This is a genomic window from Wolbachia endosymbiont of Onchocerca ochengi (assembly GCF_000306885.1).
In the GTDB taxonomy this organism is placed as follows: Bacteria; Pseudomonadota; Alphaproteobacteria; order Rickettsiales; family Anaplasmataceae; genus Wolbachia.
The window spans coordinates 158,588-182,159 of sequence record NC_018267.1 but is presented as its reverse complement, the minus strand read 5'-3'; the positions used below and the strand labels follow the sequence as shown (position 1 = coordinate 182,159).

At 30.5% G+C, this 23,572-nt stretch carries 21 protein-coding genes and 1 tRNA gene; 9 read left to right on the top strand and 13 right to left on the bottom strand.

Going from position 1 to position 23,572, the window contains the following annotated elements:
* Positions 1-180: 180 nt before the first annotated feature.
* The 3 genes from lgt to WOO_RS00695 all read right to left on the bottom strand — a co-directional run bounded on the left by lgt (position 181) and on the right by WOO_RS00695 (position 2,172).
* On the bottom strand, positions 181-969 hold the full coding sequence (gene lgt / locus WOO_RS00705) for a prolipoprotein diacylglyceryl transferase (RefSeq protein ID WP_014868797.1): 789 nt from the start codon (positions 967-969) through the stop codon (positions 181-183).
* Positions 970-975: 6 nt separating this feature from the next.
* On the bottom strand, positions 976-1,425 hold the full coding sequence (gene smpB / locus WOO_RS00700) for an SsrA-binding protein SmpB (protein WP_014868796.1): 450 nt from the start codon (positions 1,423-1,425) through the stop codon (positions 976-978).
* A 156-nt stretch (positions 1,426-1,581) separates the two neighbouring features.
* Positions 1,582-2,172: a CvpA family protein gene (locus WOO_RS00695; protein WP_014868795.1), complete on the bottom strand. Its 591-nt coding sequence runs from the start codon at positions 2,170-2,172 to the stop codon at positions 1,582-1,584.
* A 2,423-nt stretch (positions 2,173-4,595) separates the two neighbouring features.
* Here WOO_RS00695 and pheS point away from each other — a divergent pair.
* The 4 genes from pheS to WOO_RS04095 all read left to right on the top strand — a co-directional run bounded on the left by pheS (position 4,596) and on the right by WOO_RS04095 (position 6,785).
* Complete coding sequence (gene pheS / locus WOO_RS00690; RefSeq protein WP_014868794.1) at positions 4,596-5,639, top strand: phenylalanine--tRNA ligase subunit alpha; 1,044 nt, start codon at positions 4,596-4,598, stop codon at positions 5,637-5,639.
* Between the two features lie 360 nt (positions 5,640-5,999).
* On the top strand, positions 6,000-6,206 hold the full coding sequence (locus tag WOO_RS04105) for a hypothetical protein (protein ID WP_232500379.1): 207 nt from the start codon (positions 6,000-6,002) through the stop codon (positions 6,204-6,206).
* Between the two features lie 4 nt (positions 6,207-6,210).
* On the top strand, positions 6,211-6,354 hold the full coding sequence (locus WOO_RS04100) for a hypothetical protein (protein WP_232500378.1): 144 nt from the start codon (positions 6,211-6,213) through the stop codon (positions 6,352-6,354).
* A gap of 233 nt (positions 6,355-6,587) precedes the next feature.
* Positions 6,588-6,785, top strand: coding sequence for a hypothetical protein (locus tag WOO_RS04095; RefSeq protein WP_232500377.1), 198 nt, complete (start codon positions 6,588-6,590; stop codon positions 6,783-6,785).
* A gap of 81 nt (positions 6,786-6,866) precedes the next feature.
* Here WOO_RS04095 and WOO_RS00680 read toward each other — a convergent pair whose 3' ends face one another.
* Positions 6,867-7,331, bottom strand: a complete 465-nt coding sequence (locus tag WOO_RS00680; RefSeq protein WP_014868793.1) for a hypothetical protein — start codon at positions 7,329-7,331, stop codon at positions 6,867-6,869.
* A gap of 1,221 nt (positions 7,332-8,552) precedes the next feature.
* Here WOO_RS00680 and WOO_RS00675 point away from each other — a divergent pair.
* Positions 8,553-9,164: a 50S ribosomal protein L25/general stress protein Ctc gene (locus tag WOO_RS00675; protein WP_014868792.1), complete on the top strand. Its 612-nt coding sequence runs from the start codon at positions 8,553-8,555 to the stop codon at positions 9,162-9,164.
* Positions 9,164-9,712 (top strand): aminoacyl-tRNA hydrolase, encoded by a 549-nt coding sequence (gene pth, locus WOO_RS00670; RefSeq protein ID WP_014868791.1) that lies wholly within the window; start codon positions 9,164-9,166, stop codon positions 9,710-9,712. The genes WOO_RS00675 and pth overlap by 1 nt, the downstream gene beginning before the upstream one ends.
* A 130-nt stretch (positions 9,713-9,842) precedes the next feature.
* Here the strand turns inward: pth and WOO_RS00665 are convergent.
* A tRNA-His gene (locus tag WOO_RS00665) sits at positions 9,843-9,915 on the bottom strand.
* Between the two features lie 2,035 nt (positions 9,916-11,950).
* Between WOO_RS00665 and WOO_RS00660 the strand changes: the two genes are divergently transcribed.
* Positions 11,951-14,500 (top strand): AsmA family protein, encoded by a 2,550-nt coding sequence (locus WOO_RS00660; protein WP_014868790.1) that lies wholly within the window; start codon positions 11,951-11,953, stop codon positions 14,498-14,500.
* A gap of 1,389 nt (positions 14,501-15,889) precedes the next feature.
* Here WOO_RS00660 and rpoD read toward each other — a convergent pair.
* The 8 genes from rpoD to WOO_RS00620 all read right to left on the bottom strand — a co-directional run bounded on the left by rpoD (position 15,890) and on the right by WOO_RS00620 (position 20,536).
* Positions 15,890-17,827 carry an RNA polymerase sigma factor RpoD gene (gene rpoD, locus WOO_RS00655; protein ID WP_014868789.1) on the bottom strand — a complete coding sequence of 646 codons (1,938 nt, stop codon included), beginning with the start codon at positions 17,825-17,827 and terminating at the stop codon, positions 15,890-15,892.
* A 119-nt stretch (positions 17,828-17,946) separates the two neighbouring features.
* Entirely contained in the window at positions 17,947-18,273 is a 327-nt protein-coding gene (locus WOO_RS00650; RefSeq protein ID WP_014868788.1) for a cation:proton antiporter subunit C, read from the bottom strand.
* Positions 18,273-18,689 (bottom strand): Na(+)/H(+) antiporter subunit B, encoded by a 417-nt coding sequence (locus tag WOO_RS00645; RefSeq protein WP_014868787.1) that lies wholly within the window; start codon positions 18,687-18,689, stop codon positions 18,273-18,275. The genes WOO_RS00650 and WOO_RS00645 overlap by 1 nt, the downstream gene beginning before the upstream one ends.
* Positions 18,690-18,691: 2 nt before the next feature.
* Positions 18,692-19,213, bottom strand: a complete 522-nt coding sequence (locus WOO_RS00640) for a DUF4040 domain-containing protein (RefSeq protein WP_014868786.1) — start codon at positions 19,211-19,213, stop codon at positions 18,692-18,694.
* Between the two features lies 1 nt (position 19,214).
* Complete coding sequence (gene mnhG / locus WOO_RS00635; protein ID WP_014868785.1) at positions 19,215-19,502, bottom strand: monovalent cation/H(+) antiporter subunit G; 288 nt, start codon at positions 19,500-19,502, stop codon at positions 19,215-19,217.
* Positions 19,503-19,505: 3 nt separating this feature from the next.
* Positions 19,506-19,706, bottom strand: a complete 201-nt coding sequence (locus tag WOO_RS03735) for a monovalent cation/H+ antiporter complex subunit F (protein WP_232500395.1) — start codon at positions 19,704-19,706, stop codon at positions 19,506-19,508.
* A gap of 97 nt (positions 19,707-19,803) precedes the next feature.
* Positions 19,804-20,190, bottom strand: a complete 387-nt coding sequence (rpoZ, locus tag WOO_RS00625) for a DNA-directed RNA polymerase subunit omega (protein WP_014868783.1) — start codon at positions 20,188-20,190, stop codon at positions 19,804-19,806.
* Between the two features lie 64 nt (positions 20,191-20,254).
* Positions 20,255-20,536, bottom strand: coding sequence for a helix-turn-helix domain-containing protein (locus WOO_RS00620; RefSeq protein WP_014868782.1), 282 nt, complete (start codon positions 20,534-20,536; stop codon positions 20,255-20,257).
* Positions 20,537-20,938: 402 nt separating this feature from the next.
* Between WOO_RS00620 and purE the strand changes: the two genes are divergently transcribed.
* Together purE and mutL are read left to right on the top strand one after the other, a co-directional pair.
* Positions 20,939-21,430 carry a 5-(carboxyamino)imidazole ribonucleotide mutase gene (purE, locus tag WOO_RS00615; protein WP_014868781.1) on the top strand — a complete coding sequence of 164 codons (492 nt, stop codon included), beginning with the start codon at positions 20,939-20,941 and terminating at the stop codon, positions 21,428-21,430.
* Between the two features lie 7 nt (positions 21,431-21,437).
* Positions 21,438-23,303: a DNA mismatch repair endonuclease MutL gene (gene mutL / locus WOO_RS00610; RefSeq protein ID WP_014868780.1), complete on the top strand. Its 1,866-nt coding sequence runs from the start codon at positions 21,438-21,440 to the stop codon at positions 23,301-23,303.
* Positions 23,304-23,572 lie beyond the last annotated feature (269 nt).

The window sequence follows — 23,572 nt, the reverse complement described above, 5'->3', positions numbered from 1 at the left end:
TGAAGCTTAGCTTTTTCATTAGAATATTTCTTTGTTTCTTTCTACATGATGTTCTGAACAAGGCTTTTAAACATATTTATTCATCTAGATAATATATTAGAAATTCTTATGTTATAAGATTTTTAAAATGGTAAGGCTACAATCTTTAACTTACGTAGGGAAAATGTTTTCTAGTCAAGTTTACCTTTTTTCTATGCTCGTAAATTTCAAATTTAGCGCACTCAAAAGTAAGATTGTTCCCAGCAAAATCATGGGTACTGAAAGTAACTGTCCCATGGTTAAACCAAGCCATAAGTAGCCGACTTGATAATCTGGCTCACGGAAAAACTCAACTATAAAACGTGCTATTCCGTACCACATAGCTGCGATGCTAGTTAACACACCACAATATAGTCTTATTCTAGTCAAGAAAAACAGTAGATTCATAGCTATGAAAAGCAGTAATCCTTCAAAAAATGCCTCATAAATTTGGCTCGGATGACGCGGTAAATTATCGCTTTCTGGAAATATTATACCCCATGGTATAGTCGTAGTTCTGCCAAATAGCTCTCCATTTATAAAATTGCCTATACGACCTAAAAATAAACCTACAGGGACTCCGCAGGAAATTAGATCCAATGTATAAAATATGGGAATGTTATATCTTTTACACAAAATTATTACCGCAAGAAAAACTCCTATGGCACCACCGTGGAACGACATACCTCCTTTCCAGGTTTTTAATATCTCAATAGGGTTGCTTACATAATAACTTAAATCATATATCAATATGTAACCAAGCCTTCCTCCAAGGATAACTCCTATGATAGTTGCTGTTAATAATGAGTTGTGAAAGTTTTTGGTAAATACCTTTTGGTTATCTAGCTTATATAAATACCAGTGTGCAAATACTATACCAAGAACATATGCTAGAGAATACCAATATATAGAGATAGAACCAATTCTGAAAATTACTGGGTTTAAAGACATATTTTGCTACAAGTTATTTTTAAACAATCTGCTTTTTTCACGATTCCATTCTCTTTGTTTTATGGTTACTCTCTTGTCGTAAAGTTTTTTTCCTTTCACGATAGCAATTTTAGTTTTTGCTAATCCTTTACAATTAAAATAAATTGAAATTGGTATAACAGTTATTCCAGCAGTCTTAATCTGGCTAATTAATTTATTTATCTCTTTTTTGTGCAGAAGCAGTTTACGTTCTCTTTTTGTCTTATGATTTTTTCGGTTTGCGTCTTTATATTCTGCAATATGCATGTTGTGTAGCCATATTTCACCATTTTTTTCAATGACGTAAGCGTCAGAAATGTTTACTTTTCTTTCCCTTAGCGATTTAACTTCACTACTTAACAAAACCATGCCTGCTTCAAATTCTTCTAAGATAAAATATTCAAACTTTGCTTTTCTATTTTCTGTAATAACTTCCATATTAAAAGATATTTCTTTGAGCTTTAATATATTACGAGATTTTTAGTTTAACTCATAATAGGAAAAGACTGCTAGTGAGCTGGAGGCTAATTATGTTGATCAAAAAAAATTGCTGCTAAATAAATAGCATCGATTATTGCTTCATAGATATGATTATTACTTTTCTTTCTTATTACTTTTAGACTTTTCTTGATCAGTCATTTCTTCTCCAATTTCTTTGATTTTTAGTATCAATGACTCTGGTATATACATATCAACTATGTTTTCTATTGTTACAAATAGAGCTTGATAAGAGTGCGATCTTATTATCCAATTGGGTAATATTTCTTCTGTCTCTATTTTTGATTTTTCCTCTTTTTTGTCATATGCTATATAGCAATATAAGTGTACAACGAAGAATAATATGTGGGAAAGCAGTATTCCTCTAAGTGTTCCAATACAGATCCCAGTAACTCTGTCGATTAACCCTAGCCTTATAGGTGATAATATGTACATCAGCCAGTTGTTTATTACCATAAATATGAAGTTAAGTATAATAAATACAGAAACTATGGAAAGTATATTCTGTATAGCTTTAGAATCAAAATATTTACTGTAATTTATAGTGAAGAAGTCATAATGATTAATTGTTAAAAAGATTGATGAGGATAAAAATATTAACGCACATAACTCTTTTATAAAGCCCCTAGTTATTGAGATTGTTATACATAAAATAATAATGAAGATAATTAAGCAATCAAAAAGCATACTATATATTTGTGCTTCGCAAGTATAATAGTTGTAAATACTAAGGTTGTAAAATTAATTGTATTTATACTGAGCCGGCTGATATAAATATTGAGTAATCATGTTAACTTCTAAGTTTAAGCTATTATTTACTTTATTATACTGTAAAGTTATATTTTCCCATTTATAGAGAATAGTGTTTACTGTAAATTTCTTGGTAATAATTGAGTTTACTGTAAGGGAAACTATTTTGCAACGAATTTAATAATTCTTCTGGGCATGATAACTTGATTTCATGGGAACCTAAATTTTTACTAATTGTTAAAATTTATACTATTATTATCTAGATAACCTTGAACTAAGTGGTTATCAATCTCCTATCGCTTAATTTTATTGTTGCTTGCTTTAGGTTTATTTTCTCTTACTTTTCACGTGTTGAGATTAGAAACTTTCATAGTTTCTTGAGATGCTTGAGCTGTGAATATATTATTGATTGTTAACATTAGTTAAACATACACTGGAACAGGCTATTGGATCTCCTTTATATATAGAAGGTAAGTTTTGTGCCTTAATGTAGAAAACTTGATCAGAGTTGGAGTAGAAGGTAATATTAATTATAGCTCCAATACTGTAATGATTCCTTTAAACATATAGCAAAAACGAAATTATTTATCACACGAAGTTCTTTAAAACAACTTGTTTCTATTTTTCTAAGTGGATGAAGTAAACTTGTTTTGGCTTATTTGTTCGGTAGATTTTACCAAATATTTAGAATATATAAAATAAACCGAATCAAAATACATAGTATGATTGTTATTAGTAACTTTATGTTCAATGCTAACCTAATATTTCTCTTTTTTCTGATGGCACTGATCCTTTAAAGATTGATGCTTTTCCAAGTAGCAAATGCCTGTAGGCAGAATATTGATATAAAGGACGCTATCAAGAATAGACGAAGTGTTTTTTTTGGGGAAAATACAGTTTAAACAGTGATTTGAAAATAGTATTAGCTGCTAGAGCTTTGTTCAGCTTAGGGATCTGCAGCTTGTTTGGTACATAGTTCCCATTTTTATGAAAAATGTTTTTAGGTGTGGAAGAGATTGTTGTATATGAATATCTGAGCTTAATTTAAGCAATCGCTCTTTTTTTTTCTATGTAATTACTTTTATAAATATTCTTTTGGAGTAGAAGACTTACTAATTGGTTGTAGTATTTCTAATATTTCATGTAATTGTTTATTTTGAAAATAAACAATGTTAAACTCTTAGTTGATAGTATTGCAAAATGTTTCTTGGTCTTCAGGTATTTGCTGACTACTTTAGTAAATGTCTCATCAAAATTTTTTCTTGTGCTCAGTTAGATTATTTACGGTAGCTGACCTGATATTAATTTTAGCTTATTTTAGTAGATTATCTTTCTTTTTCTGTCTACTTTCTTGATTTTTTTTTGTTGGCCTTAATATACTCTATGTGTGATCTGGTTACTTGATTATTCTTTGCACGTTTTTGGTTTTGAGATATTAAGTGACGAGTCGAAGCCTTTTTTTATGTAGAAAGTTCCGGTAGGTGTAAAAAGAAGGACTACGTTTTATTAAGAAAGTCTAGTGAGTAAGAAAAAACTAATCCAAGAAGCATTTTTATTATTGCTACAATAATTGCTGGGTGATATGTAACTTGTGCTTTATTATAGCTAAAAGAATTTTTAATTGATGCAATTTATTTATCTCATGTGGTTTCTTTTTGAACTATATCCTGTTTTTCTTTGTTTTTAGTTTTTTCTGCTTGTGCTATAACTTAACTTTGCTATTTGCTTTCAGTTTTTTCTACATGTTCTGGCTCTTAATTTAAGAATAGCTAAATTTGGTGCAACTTACTAAGTTAGTGTCTTTAGTGTTTACTTATAGTGTAATTAGTATTTACGTAGAAGGATTTTGAGTAGATCGTTACTAATGAATCCTTACACGGTTTTATAGTGGTCGTTATATAATTCACTGCTTTCTTTTGGTACTTTTGTGTTAGCTATGAAAGTTTTTCCTCGAAGAAGCAGATTTTAAAGAAGTCGATTAAATGTTTTATTTGAATAGTATTGTATCGTGGATGCCTTGATCTGCTGTCATCGATATTGTTGGCTTAAATGGAAAACTTCTGTGTGTTGCTTATAAGGCTTCTTGAATAAGTAGTACTGGTTTCCATTAGTTAATCATGGAATGCTTTACTTATGTCTTTATATATTTCTCCTTAAACAATTTAGATCATCATCTGCTTTGTATTCTTCGTTAGTTTAATATTATTGTTAAATATAGTAGTACGGTATGTTTTTCAATATAAAATTAGATAAAAAAGTATAATTAATCAGCAGATTAATAATCGAAATGAGGATAATTTTTTGAGTTGTTGGTGTTGTGTAAGTTTGCTATAATGAAGGTTTAAGCTAGCATTTTCGGAATGAATAAAGAGCTATTGAATGAAGTACATTTGCTTGAAGATAAGGCTGTGTCCGAAATTGAAAGTGCTTCTTCTTTGGAAGATTTAGAAAAAGTTAGGCTGTTATATTTAGGGAAAAAGGGTATAATTAAAGCGTATTTTAGTAATTTAAAGAAGATAGGAAACATAGGAAAGAAGCGTAATTTAGGTAGGACCGTCAATTCCTTACGTAATAAGTTAGATCAGCTTATAATAGATAAGGGAAATATATTAAAGGCCGAGGAAATTAATTTAAAACTGCAAAGTGAAGCAGTTGATATCACATTACCAGTTAGGCCAGAGAAAATTGGTAAAGTTAATCCACTCAGTAAAGTTATAAACGAAGTAAAGCTCATTTTTGCACATATGGGCTTTAGAGCAGTAGACGGTCCTGAAATTGAGGATGAGTTTTATGTATTTGATGCGCTGAATACTCCAAGTTATCATCCTGCACGTGAAGAGCAAGATACTTTCTACTTAAAGAATAAAGTAGATAACAGAAGAGTGTTGCTGCGTACTCATACCTCGTCTGTGCAGATTAGAACTATGCAAAAGGCGAAAACTTTCCCAATCAAAGTAGTAGCTGCAGGTAGGGTATACAGAAATGATTTTGATGCAACTCATACTCCCATGTTTCATCAGATAGAGGGACTATATGTAAATGAAAATGTTAATATGGGCCAGCTAAAATTTACTATTCACTATTTCTTTAATAGGTTCTTTGGAGATACAGGGTTAAAGATACGTTTTCGTAGTAGTTTTTTTCCTTTTACTGAGCCTTCTGCAGAGGTGGATATAAGTTATAGGGATAGTAAGTGGATCGAGGTACTTGGATGTGGTATGGTACATCCAAACATCTTTCGAAATGTTGGAATAGACTATAGTAGATATAGTGGTTTTGCGTTTGGCATGGGTATAGAAAGGCTTGCAATGCTAAAATATCAAATTGGTGACCTAAGAAGCTTTTATAGTAATAGAATTAGCTGGCTTGACCACTATGGTTTTCATTTTTCATCTTTAAGATAAGTGAAGAACAAAACTTACGCATTTGTTATACTCACGGGGTATGAACAAGTGTATGAATTTAAACTTGTCTAAAGTCCTACATAAAATAGGTAATTTTCCATGCCAAATATATTACTTATAATGCGAAACGGTTAAATCTTGGAATATATATCTATTGTAGGTGATTTATCTTTAATTAAAAGGTTGTGGTTTTTTAAGGATGTACAGTTAATTATACAAGAACTAATGTTTTTGTTGATACAGGGGATGCGGTCAGAACTGTGGTAAGAGGCCTGAGAGAGTTATAGGTTCAAGTATAGTTATTGTGTAGTATGGAGGTACTCCGTTTATAAAAAGTGGCACGATAACTGAAATGGTTAGTTGCTTAGAGAAGGTAAGGTTCTGGTTTATTTTGGTTTTAAAACTAGCGATAAGAGGTATGGTAGATTAGTTGTTGAGAATGATTTCTTGAGAGAAATCGTAGAAGCACAAAATGGCGAAAATAGTAGTGAAGAATTTTTTGTGAGTGTTGGAATGATGGTTGCACATATGAAAGATTTACTTAACTTGATGGAAAATAGAGTGTAATAAATTGACTCATGAGTATTATTTAACTGATACAATTTTCATTACAATAAAGAGTAATTTAAATATCGGTTATGTTACTGTTGATGAGGAAGAAGCAATTAGTATAAGTGATAGAAGTGACCTTGTAAAAGGTGAGTTTTACTTTTAAGAAAGTTAAAGAAAATTCTTTATTGGTTCAGGAGTAATGCTTGTTGTTCCAGAGACTGTTTTTTTGAGACTTAAATTAGTATAAATTTTGATTATTTATCTATAAGTTTTTTTGATTCTTGAGTAAAAATAGGGTCCGGTATTAGAATTGGCTCATTTACTAAGTATGAATGTACAATGATTGGTGATAATGTAATCGTGGGGAATTTCATAAAGTAAAAGCAAGTGATATAGGTGTTGTATGTTTTTGCAACTGTAATGGGAGGAAAAAACATAAAACGAATATTAAGTAATTGTTTTGTTAGTGCGAATGGTTCATTAATTACATCGCTTAGTGTTCATGATGAGTCTGTAATTATGGTAGTTAGTATTGTAGTTGAAAATGTGCTGAAGAAAAGACTTGTGATAACAAAGAAGAGAACAAATGATTAAAAAATAAAATAGTTTATTGGGTACTTTTCCATTAAAGTACGAGGTGTTACAGGGTATGTAACACCTTCTTAGGAAAAAGTGTTATTTATATATTGCCATTAATTCTCGACCTTTCAGTAGTTTTTTAGTGCTACTAATATCTACATTAAGTTTCATGTTTGGGTTTGGTTTACGTAAGTTAATCAGTTTCTCGGTTGGCGCACTCTGAGATAAGCTTCTTTGTTTCCCCTTTTCATTCTTTATTCCTTGATAGATACAGAAGCAGATAAAACTAATTGCCGCTAAAGCAATAATGCTGGCTACGATGCAACAGGTTAGCATTATTTTTTCTTGATTTACTACTGTTTCTGTGAGAGTTTCTACTTTTTCTTGTAGTTCATTTAAGTGATTTTGCATAAGTTGAAACTGTTCAGTGCCGATCTTTTCTTTTAATGTAATGAATATTTCTTCAAACTGCTTAGCATCAATTTTTTGAGCCTTTTTTAGTGCTTCTATTTTCGATTCATTAGAACCGAATAACAAATTATGAAGCCAATTTGTTGACATTTTTAACCCCCTTGGCTATATTAATATATTAGAATTTTACATTCTCAATGGTTTAATTATTATTAAACTAGCTGTCTATGAAATATAAATATTTTTGCATTAAGAACATCATTATGGCTAACTCTTCGATTATTAATTATCTATTTTTTGGTCCAAGAAGTACTTCATCTTAATTTTTAATAAAGTTAATATCATGTAATTTAAACATATCTCTTAATTTACAATTAAAGGTAAAATAGGTAGTGTATTCTGCTCAGAAAGATATGGTTTGTCAGGCTTATAATAGAGTATGAATACTATATAATATTGTGCTTTCTCTATTGAATCTAACTTGAATTAGTGCCTTAATTTTCTCTTTGCCTAGCTTTTCTTCAAATCTTGCTTTTATTTTATCTTGGTTAGGTAAGATATACTCTATTTATGCTCATCACAAATTTTTTCAATAAAGTGAATCTATAACGATAATTATGTCTTACCTATTTTTATTTTCCAAAAATTCTATCATGTAAGTTTTATACCGCTTCTTTCTATGCTTTCTGCTCGTCATTCCTTGCATAAAGTTTTTTCCTCTACTCTCTTTGATACTTATTGTTGCTGGTCTTCTTAAGAGAATTAAAATCTATGTGTAAATTATTTCTTCTTCTATTTAAGGTTCCTTTTGCTCACATAATGTGCGATAAGCTTCAATAGTACTGAAAGGTATCAACCTCTCGATCGAAGAATGTTCTTTCCTTAAATTCTTTGCTGTATGTGTCGTGAAAATAATCTTGAATTTTATGTCTTTTTTATTTGTCTTTCTTATTATTAGTCAGCTTCTTTTTAATAAGGATCGTATTTAGGGCATTAAGTCTATAACATGTATTTCATCTATTCCTTTAAGTTTATTCTTAAGTTACTTTGTTTGACCTAATTTTAAATTAAGGTCCAGTTATGATCAAAAAGATACCTCTTTTTTTGTTAGTTGCTAGTTTATGGTTGATTGATGTATTTATATATGGTTAAGTTTACTATTGAACAGCGTTTTCTGAGTGTTTTTTGAGAAATATATTACAATAATTAGCATTGTTCTTGGTAGATTTTTGCTTTTTTGCCCATATTTATAAATATTCTAATAATTTTAGACATTCAGTGGGTAAAGGTGAGAATAGAGTTAAAAATAAATATTTTTATGTTATACTATTAAATTATTCTAGAAGGACTTTGGCTAAGTAGGAGTAACTGATGGCACAACAGGAAATAGTAACAATTAATGCAGAATTACGTGATGTAACAAAAACAAAGGCAATGTATTCTCTGAGAGAGAAAGGGTACATACCTGCAGTTATATATGGTAAAGGGCATGATAATGTAAATTTGACATTGTCTACAAAGGAATTCACGAAGAAATACAAATTAGGGTCTCTTTCTGCACATGTGATAGAATTAAATATCTCAGGTAAAAAAGAATATGCTCTTGTTCGTAGTATTCAATGGCATATGGTGAAGGATACTATACAGCATGTTGATTTTCAATTTGTTGATAAAGATGGCGAAGTTAAAATAGATATACCTTTATTGTTTGTGAATGAAAGTAAATCTCCAGGAATCAAGTTAGGTGGGGTACTTAATATTTTATGTCGTTCTATCACTGTTAAAAGTTCTCTAGATAGAATACCTCAAGCTATAGAAGTTGATTTATCTGATAAAATGATTGGTCAGTCTATACATATAAGTGATGTAAAATTGCCAGAAGGTGTTAAGCTTGCAGCACATGAGGAAGAAAACTTTACCGTTGTTACAATTTCTACTGTTGATAGTGATGTTGAGGAATCTAAAACAGAAACAGGAGAATAGTGTATTTAATAGTTGGACTCGGTAATCCAGGTAGTCAATACAAGCTGACTTATCACAATGTTGGTTTTCTCATTGTTGATGCAGTTTGTAAGTGTTGGAGCCTTCAGCCATTTTCTAAAAAAGATGATTATTTAATAACCTCTGGTATAATTAATGGAAACAAGGTTATGTTGCTAAAGCCCTACTCATTTATGAATAACTCAGGTATTCCTGTTGCAAGAGTACAGGATTTTTATAAATTTTCATCAGATAATATCATTGTTATACATGATGATGCCGACTTAGAACTTGGAAGAATAAAAATAAAGAAAGGTGGTAGTTCTTCTGGACATAATGGTCTTAAATCTATAGATAATCTTATTAGTGATGATTATTGGCGCCTAAGGTTTGGAATAGGTAGACCCGATAACCAAAGGAGTCTAACAGATTATGTATTGTCTAAATTTCTAAATTTTAATAAAGTTACCTTTTTAGTAGAGAAGATAGCGAAAAACATACACTTAGTACTGCGAGGAAATAACATGGCTTTCATTAGATTAATTAATTAATAGCATTACAAAGTTGTTTTATGTGCTTTAAAAATTAACTAGTAAATTAGATCAAGTTTTCAAATGGTCTTTAAAGATATATAAAAGTACATCGAATGCTTTTATTTTTATAAAGTAGAAAATTTAACTGGGCGAGTGACCAGAATCGAACTGGCGACATTCAGTACCACAAACTGACACTCTACCAACTGAGCTACACCCGCCAAATTTTTAGCACATAAGTGCAAAAATTGTAAAGCTTCTAGCATATTAGCAAAAAAAAGTCAATTGACTATTTAAGTAGACTCTTTTATTTTGAGCTGTATTGTAGTTTCATTATATAAAATTCTAGAGTTTCTAATAAATTCAGCGTTTATGTTTATTGATGAATGTGGTACTTAACTTTATGCTTTGTATTTTTCTTGTTTTTTTAAGGACAATACCAATAATTAATGGACCAGTAGCTCATTTAAGCTGAAATCGAATGGTATAGCTTACACTTTTGTGTGTCCTTAATGATTGTTAATGCTGTTAACATTAACTTAATATAAAGTAAATTAGCGTTTTGTATGTAATATAATCTTCTGTTTTTGTATTAATGTTATTATATACTATTATATAGTGTGTAGGCTTGTGTTTTTTTGTGGCTTGTATGGCAATTTTCTCACGTTTTCTTGCTCACATAAAGCCAAGGTGGCATTTTTTTTAGTGAAATACTTCTAATACTGGTTATGTAGCTCTCTGTGTTACACCTTTTGTGGTATTTATTATAGGTTTTGCTCTTACTCAGTTACCGATACTTATTTTTATTGGTATTTTTATTTCTCGGTTTTGATATTTCGCTTTCATGTTTAATTATATCATTTATTTTTAACATACTTGAATTTTTACTAAAGCCTGGTTAGGTAGACGGCAGCATTGAAGCATTTCTTATGCTTCTCTGTGTCTTTATCCATTGTTTGATTGTTTTAAAGGCTAATCAAAAAGTCAGAATCAGGTCTGTGCTAACTGAACTTTTAAAGTTTACATTTAATAATAGATATAGATTTTAACGATGGTGTAAAGTATGCTTATCATGGCTATTATTTTTGCACTATTCTTTTCATTTAATTCATTATCGCTAGTCTTACTAAGATAGACATTACAGTCAATTATATTGACATTGAGTACAGTCTGAAGTAGTGCTAAATAGGAATGTTTGAAAATATTCTCACATTTAGGTTTTTTACAGCTATTTCAAGAGTCTCTTTAATAAGGAATGTATCGGTTGCTCAAATTGTTAGTACAACTTCTTTTACAGATATATTTTTTCTTCGTTTCATTTTACTAATCTATTTCGAGCATTTTTTGCAGAAGGAGCGTTTGCTACCTTTTTTGTACTACATTATATTCAACAGAATCATGTGATAATAAAAAGGCATTTAATTTTGTAAGTAGTATAATACCTCTTACGTTTATTATTTTGGTAATTTTTTGCCTTACCATGCAAACTTTCTTATATGGTTCAAATATTTACTTTCTGAATTTAATTAAAGTAAGCTTACCTTTACTGTGACTCTGTCAAGAATTATGATTCTTTAATAATTTTCATTTTAGTTGCGTTATTTATTGGGAGAATGTTGTAAATAAAACAATACTTTGCTTCGATAGCTATTGCATCTGTGATTTTAAATCATTGCCTAATTATCAGTTTATTTGTGCCTTACATAAAAACATTGGTTCACAATCTTTCTATAGCAGTTTTGTTTTAATTAGAGGAATTCTGTGACTATTGTTAATGGTGTTTGGCGCATATAAGTCAAAGGCTACCTTTTTTTAGTGTAAAGTTGAGTAATGCAGTAAAGTAGTTTTTCAAGCATATAATACTAGCAACTATCAACAACTGTGTAATTTAGATAAGTCTATGGGTTGATACAATTATTGTAAGTCTTATACTAAATGCAATGTCCTATAATAGAGGGATTGCTATTGTTACTTTTATTTTCACTTGGGTAAATTCTATTTTATTAATTCTCATTATTTAACGATAAGTAAAATGTATAAGATTAACCAGGTACTATTATTAAATGTTGTAAGAGTTATTGTTGCAACTTTAGTTATGTCGATAGCTCTTTACATTCTTAGCTTCTTATTGGCAGGATTATCTCTTTTGATAGAGTATTTGCTTGCATTATTCATTTGACAGTTTTAGTACCTTTAGGTGTTGTTATTTATTTTGGTACTCTAATGTTCATGGGTAATATATAAGCATATGAAATTATGAGAAGACTTCTTATATACATAATATTATCAATTTCTTTAATATTGATCCTTCTGAAGGTTGCTATATCTTTTAAAGATTGGAATAGCTATGAAGAACTTATTGTACAAAAATTAGAAGACACATTTAATGCTAGAATCCATATTGGAGGAAAAATTGAAGTTTCACTAATTACTCCGAAGCTCACTATTTATAACGTGTATGTGCAGTATAACAACGATAAAAAACAAAAATTGTCAGATTCGGTTAGCATAAATAGGATTGAAATAAGGCCATCTTTTCTATCATTATTTTTATTTTCGTTACAACCGAAATTGGTCACATTGTTTGGTGTAAAAGGTAGTAAAGAAGATTTTATTAGTATCGTAAATAAAAGACCTGGTAAGGTTGATGTAATAATGAAAGATAGCCAAATAGATTTAAACAATGACTTTGCTGATTATAGAAGTATTGTTAATATAAAAGAGATTGCTATTAAAAAGAACGGACATTTCTATGGTAAAGCAAAGGTAGATGATAATAATTATGATTTTTCGGGGAAGGCTGATATTACAAAAAAGAATGTACATATTAATATCAAATCAAGTTTTATAAATTTGCTGTTTGCAGGTGATAAAAACCGAGAAGGCCTCCGAGGCAAATTGATGCTGTCAATTGATAATGGTTCTAATTTTATGAGTGATTTAGCAAAAATTATCGGTCTTGGCTTTCTTGCTTATGTTGTTCCTAGTGAAAATGTTGAGATGTCATCTAATATTAACCTTAATGAAAGTGAGTTCACGTTAAATGATTTAAAAATTAATTCTAAAAACATACAGGCTAGTGGTACAGTACGAAACGATAAAAAAAATAATTATACTAATATTGATATTACTTTTAGTAAAGTTGATTTAGACTCTATACAAAACAGCTCACGAAAAGTAATAAGTATGAAGGGTCTTCTAGAATGTTTAAGAGAGGTTGTACCAAAGAACTTGAATTTAGATTTCAATGTAGAAGCTTCAAGTATTCAATACCAAAACAGAATATTGGATAAATTTCATACTATGCTAAAATTTGCTGATGGCAAAATAAAAGTTGATACGCTTCTTCGGCTTCCTGGAGCTAATAATGTAGCTCGTTTATCAGGGAAAGTTTCAAACAATCTTATCTTGTCTGAGTTTGATGGTGATTTATTGCTAAAAGGAGATGATTTTGAGTCGTTCATTTCATGTTTTTTTCCTTTTATAAAGATTAGAGAAAACAAGAGAAATCAATTTACAATGAGTTCGAGGTTACACTTTGCGCCCAGGATATTGTCTATTTCAGATATTAAGTTGCTGAATGATAAAGAATTTTGGCGAGGGTCAGTTAAGGTAAACTACACAAAAAAGCATAATGTAATTAGTGGTAGATTCAGTGTACACGATCTCAACTTAGATAAATATAATTATTCATTACTGGATGGTTTATCAAAAGTGCAATGGTTAAAAGATCTGAAGTATGATGCAAATATAAAAATCAATGTTAATGGTTTCACGTTGAACGGTACAAAAATTGAAGGTTTAGGTTTCTTACTGAAGATAGAAAAGGGCAGGCTTGTTACAGGTAAAATAAAGTTATCTGGAGAAGATTTCAATGTTACTGGTAATATAAAAATATTAGCGGATCAAAAATATATTAAACCTTTGTTAGATGTAAGCATAACTGGCGATAAATTTAATGCTGGTATTTTAAAATTACCGAATTTAATAGAAGTGAGAAAAGATTCGAGAAATAAGATAGATCAGGTTCAATGGTCAAGGAAACAGTTTAATTTCTTAAATGGCAAAGAAGATTTTGATGCAAATGTGCAGATTAGTGTTACAAAGCTTAATACTGGACAGGATGTTTTGAAGGACTTTAATTTGGATGCGGTAGTGATAAATAATACTATAACTGTTAAAAAAGTAAGTTATGCATTGAAATATGGACAAGTGTCTTTTCAGGGTTATTTAAGATTAAACTTAATGTATATAAAATTTTTTGTTGTAGGTTTAGATATTAAAAGGGTTGCTCAGGTTATTGGAATTGATAATTTAAGTGGTAAACTAAACTTAGATGGTGAGATTAAAGCTCAAGGAAAAAGCTTTCACAATTGGGCTAATACTTTGTCAGGAGAGGTTAATTTGCAAGCACAGGAAATAGAATTTGCTAATGTGGACTTTAATTCTTTCATCACTGATTTATTTAGCAGTAAAAATAAATCTGGGATTTCCACACTTACTCATGTTGGTATATATAATGGTAGTACGGTTTTTAAAAATGTTAGCGGAAAAGCAAGCATTAGAAATGGTGTATGTTCAACTAGTCTACAATTTGAAATTGATCAAGCATCAGGATCTGTCTCTTCTAACTTAACCTTACCTAACTTTGCTTTAATTTCTTTATCGAGGTTCTTCTTCATATTACCAGGTCGTAGTAGTCCAATTTATGTTGATGTGCATTTGGATGGTCCTATTTGGCGTCCTAAAATGAGTTTTGATGAAGATCTAATATTTAATACTGTAATTGGTGAAGGAGGTAGTTGACTTAGCTAGCCATTAAAATTAAATATCCTTGATATTCAGTTACTATTAAATTAGTATGTGAGAATTGATATTAAGGAAACAGGAGGAAAATTTTTTCAATGTAAAGAGACACAAGAGAAATTAGAAGCATTAAGTTTATCTTTTGGTTTTATATTATAAAATAGAACTATTTCTTATACCTTTTAAGGTGTTGTTTTTGTATTGTAGAATATGGTATAAAGTACTGAATACAACAGTAATTACCTTAAATTGTATCTTATACGTATAAACTGGAGTGCATTACATTCCCCCATAGCACAATTAAAAGTAATTGGGGAAATTACTGAGGAAAAGATAAAAATGCAGTAAAATACAAAATGATTATCACCTCTCAGTATTTTGCTTAGTCTTATATTAAGTATCTCATTATACACTATTTTATATATGATGATGCTTATACTGTATGCTAACGAAGAAGTCTGTATAAACTGTCTTATATAATAAAGATTGGGTGGATTTCTCTTTGTCTTTCAAGAAACGGTGGAGTAGATTTGTGCTAAACCTGATTTATTTATAGAGAGTTTATCTAGTAAACTAAGAAGTTTTTTATAAGCTATTTTAGCAGTAAGCTTAAGTTAAAAAAAGTATACTGTCTACTTGAGCAGTAGGTGTTTTAAAGCTATATTTGTCAATTCAGTAAAATTTAAGAGTATTACTAGCTTAGTAGTATGAAACATTTAATAAACTACTGTTTTTAAATTTGATTAGATTTAATCAAGAAAGTTAGGATTTTCAATAGCTTATCTAAAATCTAATCCATAGTTGATATTACTGCAGTGAAATTGTATATATTATCGGTTTAATGCTTGTATGTTTTCTCTAGTCAGATGTGAAAGGTTGCCTAAAAAACTCTAGTGAATTAGAAAAATCCTTTATCTTGCCTATTTTTTATTTGGAAGTTTCTTTTCCTTTCTTTTTATTGTACCTTAGTGACATTTTGTAAGCATCTGGCAAATGTTTACTTTTTAACTCTTATTAAGCTCGTACTTACAGGTAACGGATAGCATTCTTTTTTATGTGGAAAATTTGGTTTTCAATTTTGTTTCCTTCATATCATCTTAAATAAGCATAAACATTATCACCAAGTTCTAGGAATTAGTAGATGATATAAATAATCTTATTAAAGAATTAAATAGTATACACCTACAGAAAGATTAGCGTCCAATATACGGTATTATACCTTCTTTTTTTCCAAGTGACAGCAATACTAACCTTGTTTTTGCTTTCTTTCTTTGTATTGACTAGTTCTTACATGTACTTATAGTATTAAATTTGTCAAGTGTTGCTATTGCTTGATAAGGAAGCAGCATATCCTATATTTGATTGTAATTATAGTAGTTAAATATTCCTTTAAAAGAATCCTCTAAGTTTTCTAGCGCGACTTGGATGTTTTAATTTGCGCAGAGCTTTTGCTTCTATTTGCCTAATTCTCTCACGTGTTACGTTGAAGATTCTTCCTACTTCCTCTAATGTGTGTTCCTTTCCGTCTTTACCAAGGCCAAAACGCATTCTTAGAATTCTCTCTTCTTTTGGCGTTAAAGTTGCAAGAACATTAGTTGTAATGCCTCGTAAATCAGCAAGTATTGCAGCATCTTCTGGTTTTGAAACTCGCTTATCTTCTATACAATCACCGAAAGTGCTACTGTCATCCTTTCCTGTTGGAGCCTCAAGACTTACCGGATCTCTTGCTATTTTCATAACTTTACGTATTCTTTCCAAGGGCATTCCAAGTTCTATACTCAATTCCTCTAATGTAGGCTCTCTTTCCATCTCATGAGTTAACTTTCTTAGTGTTCTATTGATTTTGCTAATAATTTCTACCATGTGAACCGGTATTTTAACCACTTTGGACTGTTCTGGTATTGCTCTAGTGATTGATTGCCTTACCCACCAAGTTCCATAAGTTGAAAATTTGTATCCACGTTTGTAATCAAATTTATCCACAGCCTTCATGAGACCGATATTGCCTTCTTGTATTAAATCAAGTAAAGCAAGACCTCTGTTTGAATATTTTTTAGCGATAGAAACTACTAGCCTTAAATTAGCTTTGATCATCTCCTGTTTTGCTTCAGAGATTTCTCGTTCATGTTTTTGTATTTTTTTGATTAATTCCTTAAATTCTTGTACATTATCTTCTTGTACATACTGCTTTATATTATTTAAAGTATTAGTTATGTATTCAAAATTGTCATTTATAAACTTTGCGAATTTGTTTTTTACTTCATCTTTGAGAAAAGATAGATTTTTATTAATTTTTAAAAGATCTATATTTTTTGACTCATACTTTAATAGTACGTTGTCATAAACCTTGTAGAAACTTTCTCTATCGATCTCGTATTTTTTAGCTTCAGAAATAAGATTGGCTTCTTCAAGCATAATAGATCTATTTATATTATAAAGTTTTTGTGTGATTTTAGCAGTAGCGGTGTCGCTTAATTTAATTTGTAGCGCGGTGGACCATATTTGATTATATAAATCTTTATATGTTAATTCACTAGAAGAATTTTTTTTTAATGTTAGTGCTTTATTTGCTAAAGTAATTATCTCATCTAGTGCAACCATTATCTTAGGTAATAAATCATTTTCCATTTCGAGGATAGAAACATTTAAGTTTGTTGAACTTATATCTTCGTTACCGCTTTCTTGCTCGTCGTTGTTTTTTTTGTTATCCGTTTTATAATCTTCGCAGTGTTTATCATTTTCAGCATCTTCAGAACCATCAATATCTTCAATATTTTCTTTAACATCTTCTTTAGGCATTGCATTAAAATCGGAATTATAAATTGCATCTAGGTCTATGATTTCTCTCAGTGAGAGAGATCCGCTGCTCAAATCATCACGCCATGCTTTTATCATTTTTAATGTTGCTGATGTTTCAATTATTGCACGTAGCATATTGTGCTTTTCAGATTCAATTTTTTTTGCTATTGTGATTTCATCTGTTCTTGATAAGAGTTTCACAGAGCTCATATCTTGTAGATAAACTCTTACTGGATCGTCATTTTGTATTAAAGTTGTAGCAGCGTTTGATAATGTATCGTCGTCATCTAGTTTGCTGTCATTATTATTGGAGGGAGCATCCTCTTCATCTTCGCTACTTTCAAGTATGTTAATTCCGGAGTCTTGCAATAGGGATACGGTATCATCTATAAAATCAGATGAAAAATTTTCGTCTGATAATTTTTCATTTATATCATCAAAAGTGATAAAACCACCCTTTCTTATACTTTTGGTTACGAGATCTCTGATGATTTTTTTCTTATCTTCTTCGTTATTAATAGCTGACATTATTACCTTTGTAATCTAAACTTTATTTACTATGCTAGTAAATAGACCTACAATGAATGAAAGCCTATGGTTTAGCTTCTGGCTACTTATTACTTCGTATAGTTTAAGATACTATTAATTCACATATATTTATCTTGGTCAATTTTTCCATATTTTTCTTCTATTTTTACTGCTATAGATAACCCAACTGAAAATGTTGCAATTCCAACTACTATGGCAGTAAGCATTAGAACTTGCGGTATAGGATTACTATATAAATGAAGACTTGGTACCAGTATAGGGGGTAAGGAGTTTTTTATATATCCTAAAGATATATAAAATAACAAAACGGATGCTTGAAAAACATTTATTCCTATCATTTTCTTGATTAAATTTTTGTCATTTATGATAATGTATAAACCCAGCATCATTAATATAATAATAATTGTATAGTTATATAAAGTCATTATTTTTTTTTACGGGTAAAGCTTATGTATATAATAAGCATGGAGGAACAGACAGTAAGTGCTATACCTAGTTCCGCCAAGAAAATACCTAATTTTTGACCAGTAACATTGTTAGCTAACAGTATATCGTAAGATAAAAAACTTTGGCCAAGTAAAACTGTTGCAATGCCTGTTCCTCCATAAATTAAAATACCTAATATATTAGTAAATTTAATCACAGAATAGGGTATCGCTTTTAAAGTTGTGGATATACTAAATATCATTGAATACAGTATTATTCCAGAAGCGATAATTATTCCTGCTTGAAAACCTCCACCTGGAGTGTAGTCACCGTGAAATTGTATATATAGAGCGAATAGAATAATAAAGGGTATCATCAAAAATGATATTGTATTTAACACAGGATCTTTAACCATTCTTATTCTTTTTCTTCTTTTAGTGTCAGTATTATACAGAGTGCTGCGGTAAAAACTACTATAGTTTCGCCAAATGTATCATAGCCACGGAGGCTTGCTAAAATGGCCGTTACTATGTTAGGAACACCAGTAATTTTTTCAGTATTTTCTATATAATAAGGAGCAACATGCAGGTGGATTGGAGCATCATGGCTGCCGAAATCTGGTAGTTGAGTCATAAAGTATGATAAACATATAGCTAAAAATGACATAAAAAAAAGCATTATAGGGCTGTGAGATAGATTTGTTTTATGGTTCTTTATTAAAGAAAGTGCGGCAAACGTAAAAACTGTACTAAGTCCTGCACCAACTGAAGCTTCAGTAATTGCAACATCGGGTGCATTCATAATTAGGTACATAAGTGCAATAAGTGAGCTGAATGCGCACATTAGAATACCACTCATAATTAAGTGTTTTGAAAGGACTATAAAAACTGTAACCATAAGTAACAGTAAAAGTAATGTTATATTTAGTATTTCTAACATTTTAATCTTTTTTAATAGTTTTTTCCTTACTTCTATAGTAAGTATGCGCTAGAATATAACTATTAGTTGAATTGGCTACCCATAGTATAAGAATCAATAATGTGATTTTGACAGTGTTAATTGAAAGTTTATTTTGCAGAGCAAAACCAATTAACAATAACATTGCGCCACTAGAATCTGTAATGCCTGCTGCATGTAATCTAGTGTAAAAACTTGGGAATCTAATTATCCCTATAGTTGAGATAATTACTAAACATATACCTAAAAATATAAAAGTAGACCCTATCATAAATTATCGAAGCAACACTAATTTCATTAATGCTAAGGTTGACATAAAGCTAATGCCAGCATATAATAGCGCTATATCAAGCAAAAAGACGCTGTTTAAAATAATCGATATTGCTGGTATAAGTAGAACTACTTGTGTTGAAAAATTATTAAACGCTAGCACTTTATCATAAATAGTCGAACTGAATACTGTATGGCATAACATTGTAACAATGCAAAATAATAGTACATAAACAGCAGCGTGAATCATTTATAAATTACAAACTCTTTAGTAGCCTTCTACTTGATTTGCTCTTTGTCGTCTATTTTTCATTATCTTGATCATCTGTTTTACTTTTTACTTCGTTGCCTTGGATATTAGTACTTTCTTGATTTACACCAGAACTTACGTTGAACTTGTTATGAGGAGAACTCAGTAGCTTTTCTAACTTGCTTATGTTACTTATATTTTCTTTCATATATCCTTTGCATCTACTTACCAAGAGATTAAATAGCTCGTGAATATTTACCTGTCTTTCTGCTATTTCATATAAAGAAATAATAGTATTTTTATGACCCTTGAACTCATCTGCTTGAATTGAACTGCTTGCTCCTGTATTTAAATCATGTGTTCTCTGACTTGCTAACAGAGCTAACTTAAAGCGGTTGCTTACTTGCCTTATACATTTTTCTATAATAGATTCAGCCATAAAATACTACTTGAATAAGTTTCATACTATACTATAAAAAACAAAATGTCAACTGTGTATTTCTTTAAAATCTAGCTTCGTGTTCAGATCTTACTGCTTGGTTTTCTGTTATCGTAATTGTTATTTCATGTTCGAATTTTTTGAGAAAGCTTAATAGTCTTTCTAAGGAGAAACCATCTGTTTTGCCATTTTTAATTTGTGATATCTTTGGTTGGTCAACACCTAGCTTTTCGGCTGCATGAGCTTGAGTCCAAGCGTTTCTTTCTATAACTTTACTGATTATGTTAAGCAACTTCTTTTTTACTTCTACATTGCATGAATTATTGTTTAACGATATTATTTCCATATATACTTACCTATCAATAGCTCTGTAAAACATTACAACATAAATTTGATATCTCAAAGTGTTAATATCATATAATTTATGCTAAATAATTATATGATATTAATACGGCAAGACTTTGAATTTATTGTTGTTGATATTTTTATCAGATTTACGTTAATTTTAAACTATTATTTAGCCTTAAAAGGTCGTTTATAGCAAGAACTGGTAATAACTACAAAATTTAGGATAAATTTTTCTATTTTATATGAAAAAAGAGAGATTTATGTTCCTATGTCTTAAGTGTGGATGCTTATTTATAACTTTTATTTTAATAAGAATGCTATACACTATTACTTGTAATTCAAATATTTGTTGTTTTTTAACTGGAACACTGTTTAGTTAATAGATTAAATTGTGTTTAATATGACAGAAGTAGAAAAAGATGTTGCTATAATTATGGGAAGTCAGTCAGATTATAGTACTATGGTTTATGCTGTTGATATGTTAAAAGCATTAGGAATTTCGCATAATGTATTTATAATATCTGCGCATAGGACACCAGAAAGGCTCTTTAATTTTGCTAAATCTGCACAAGAAAAAGGTTATAAAATTATTATAGCTGGTGCAGGGGGAGCAGCTCATTTACCTGGTATGGTAGCGTCGCTTACTTGTTTACCTGTTATTGGTGTTCCTGTGTATAGTAAAGAGTTAAATGGGTTGGATAGTCTATTATCGATAATGCAAATGCCAAAGGGTGTTCCGGTTGCAACTATGTCTATAGGAGAAAGTGGAGCATGCAATGCTGCTATTGCAGCAGCATCTATGTTATCAATTTCTAACGGTGAAATTGCAGGTAGATTAAGGAAATGGAGAAGCAAACAGACAGATTTAGTAAAAGAAAAACCAGCACCGTAATAGGCTTATGGCAATAGTTCTTTTAGACGCAAAAACTATAAATCGTATAGCAGCAGGAGAAGTAATTGAGAGGCCAACAAGTGTAGTCAAGGAGCTAATAGAAAATGCAATAGATGCTGGAAGTTCAAAAATAGAGATTAAAATAGAAAGCGGTGGGCGTAATCTTATTACTGTTATAGATGATGGAAATGGAATGGAGAAGGGTGATTTAAAACTTGCATTTATGCGCTACACTACTTCAAAATTGAATGATAGTGAATTAATAGAAATTAAACATCTTGGTTTTAGAGGGGAAGCGCTACCATCGATAGCGGCAGTAAGTAGAGTAAAGTTATCGTCTAGAGCAAGAGGAACAAATGAAGCGTGGTCTGTAGGTTATGAGGGTGGAGAAGAAGTAGTAGAAATTACGCCTTGTTCTTTATCGCAGGGTACACATGTTGAAGTTCGTGATTTATTTTTTGCTACTCCGAATAGACTGAAATTCCTAAGAACTGAAAGAGCAGAGACTCAAAATATTGTTGATATTGTAAACAACTTAGCGATGGCCAGCTATAATATCGGATTTAATCTCAGTTCAGGCAATAAAAAGCTCTTAAAATATGTCAAGCAAACCTCATTATTTAGTAGACTATGTGAAATAGAAGAAGAATTTTATGGCAATGCTTTGGAAATTGATGAAGAAAAAGATGGTATTAGACTTATAGGACACATCTGCAAGCCAACTGTTAATTATAGCAAGTCAACTATGATTTATACATTTGTGAATGGAAGACCGATTAAAGATAATCTACTTATCGGTGCAATTCGATATGCGTATCATGATTTTATTCCGAGCGACAGGTATCCTTTTGTAGCATTGCATTTAAACGTACCATATGACCAAGTAGATGTGAATGTGCATCCGAACAAGTTAGAAGTAAGGTTTCAGGATAAGAGGGTAATATATGAGATAGTGACAAGGGGAATAATAAAAGCATTATCAACTAGAATAGGTATTTCTGATGTCATTCCAGTATGTAATTCTGAAATCTGCAGTGAATTCCGGCATTCAATTACTTCAATAACGGGTGGTTTCGTTAAAAACATGTTACCTAGTGCATTTAGTACTCGTAAAGGATTCTATAAGGAAAAGTCAAGCAATTTAGATAATCAGCTAATGAAAGGGTTCAATTTGCTAAATAAGGGAGAGAAAAGCTTATCAGAACGGTCAGAGTTATTTGATTGTACTGGTATACAAAAATCTCCATTACAAGCAGAGACTATGGTTTTAGAAAGGGAACAAATTAACTTGATAGAAAGCTATCCTCTTGGATTTGCACGTTGCCAGGTTTACAATATTTATATTATTGCTGAAGCTAGAGACAAATTAATTATAATTGATCAGCATGCAGCTCATGAGAGGTTAATTTATGAATGCTTAAAAAAAAAGTCAAGCATAAAAAGACAAAAGCTTTTTTTTCCTGAAGTAGTTGAAATTAAGAATCAAACTGGAATGGAGATGGTTGAGATTTATAAAAATAAGCTTTTTGAAATAGGTTTTGATATTGAAATTAAATCAGAAAATGAAGTTATAGCAAGAGAAATTCCTGCAATTTTGGGAACAATAGATGTGAAGGAGATGCTGATGAATATAGTTGATAGATTAACCGAAATAGAAGACACTTTACCAATAGAAGATAAAGTAAACAAAATATTAGCTACGATTGCTTGCTATGGATCGATTAGGGCAGGTAGAAAAATGAGGTTAGAAGAAATGAATATGCTGCTTAGGCAGATGGAAGAAACACCATATTCCGGGCAATGTAACCACGGAAGGCCGACTTACATAGAAATGAAACTAAGTGATATTGAAAAATTGTTTGGGAGGAAATGAGAAGTGCCGTGAGCATATAAACTTTTTATCACCCCTTTCTCGTTATTTACACTTTACAAATAGTGTGACTTCAAGAATTCAAATCCAACGTAAAACTGCTTAACAAACCTTGCCAATTTTCCCATTTATGGTAATGAAAGTATTTAGTTGTCTTTAAGCTGCGCAGATTAAACGACGAAAGTGTATACTTAGTTAGTGTCTTATATTTAATTTTTGCACTATCTGTTTCTCTCATGTTTTTGTTAATTTTTTATCTCGAAAGATTCTAA

Excerpts from the sequence above, each read along its gene's own strand:
- purE (WP_014868781.1), top strand. The coding sequence starts at position 20,939 with ATGACAGAAGTAGAAAAAGATGTTGCTATAATTATGGGAAGTCAGTCA.
- WOO_RS03735 (WP_232500395.1), bottom strand. The coding sequence starts at position 19,706 with ATGTTATGCCATACAGTATTCAGTTCGACTATTTATGATAAAGTGCTA.
- WOO_RS00640 (WP_014868786.1), bottom strand. The coding sequence starts at position 19,213 with ATGTTAGAAATACTAAATATAACATTACTTTTACTGTTACTTATGGTT.
- WOO_RS00645 (WP_014868787.1), bottom strand. The coding sequence starts at position 18,689 with ATGGTTAAAGATCCTGTGTTAAATACAATATCATTTTTGATGATACCC.
- WOO_RS00680 (WP_014868793.1), bottom strand. The coding sequence starts at position 7,331 with ATGTCAACAAATTGGCTTCATAATTTGTTATTCGGTTCTAATGAATCG.
- mutL (WP_014868780.1), top strand. The coding sequence starts at position 21,438 with ATGGCAATAGTTCTTTTAGACGCAAAAACTATAAATCGTATAGCAGCA.
- WOO_RS00695 (WP_014868795.1), bottom strand. The coding sequence starts at position 2,172 with ATGCTTTTTGATTGCTTAATTATCTTCATTATTATTTTATGTATAACA.
- rpoD (WP_014868789.1), bottom strand. The coding sequence starts at position 17,827 with ATGTCAGCTATTAATAACGAAGAAGATAAGAAAAAAATCATCAGAGAT.
- rpoZ (WP_014868783.1), bottom strand. The coding sequence starts at position 20,190 with ATGGCTGAATCTATTATAGAAAAATGTATAAGGCAAGTAAGCAACCGC.
- smpB (WP_014868796.1), bottom strand. The coding sequence starts at position 1,425 with ATGGAAGTTATTACAGAAAATAGAAAAGCAAAGTTTGAATATTTTATC.
- WOO_RS00660 (WP_014868790.1), top strand. The coding sequence starts at position 11,951 with ATGAGAAGACTTCTTATATACATAATATTATCAATTTCTTTAATATTG.
- pheS (WP_014868794.1), top strand. The coding sequence starts at position 4,596 with ATGAATAAAGAGCTATTGAATGAAGTACATTTGCTTGAAGATAAGGCT.
- mnhG (WP_014868785.1), bottom strand. The coding sequence starts at position 19,502 with ATGATAGGGTCTACTTTTATATTTTTAGGTATATGTTTAGTAATTATC.
- WOO_RS00650 (WP_014868788.1), bottom strand. The coding sequence starts at position 18,273 with ATGACTTTATATAACTATACAATTATTATTATATTAATGATGCTGGGT.
- lgt (WP_014868797.1), bottom strand. The coding sequence starts at position 969 with ATGTCTTTAAACCCAGTAATTTTCAGAATTGGTTCTATCTCTATATAT.
- WOO_RS00675 (WP_014868792.1), top strand. The coding sequence starts at position 8,553 with ATGGCACAACAGGAAATAGTAACAATTAATGCAGAATTACGTGATGTA.
- WOO_RS00620 (WP_014868782.1), bottom strand. The coding sequence starts at position 20,536 with ATGGAAATAATATCGTTAAACAATAATTCATGCAATGTAGAAGTAAAA.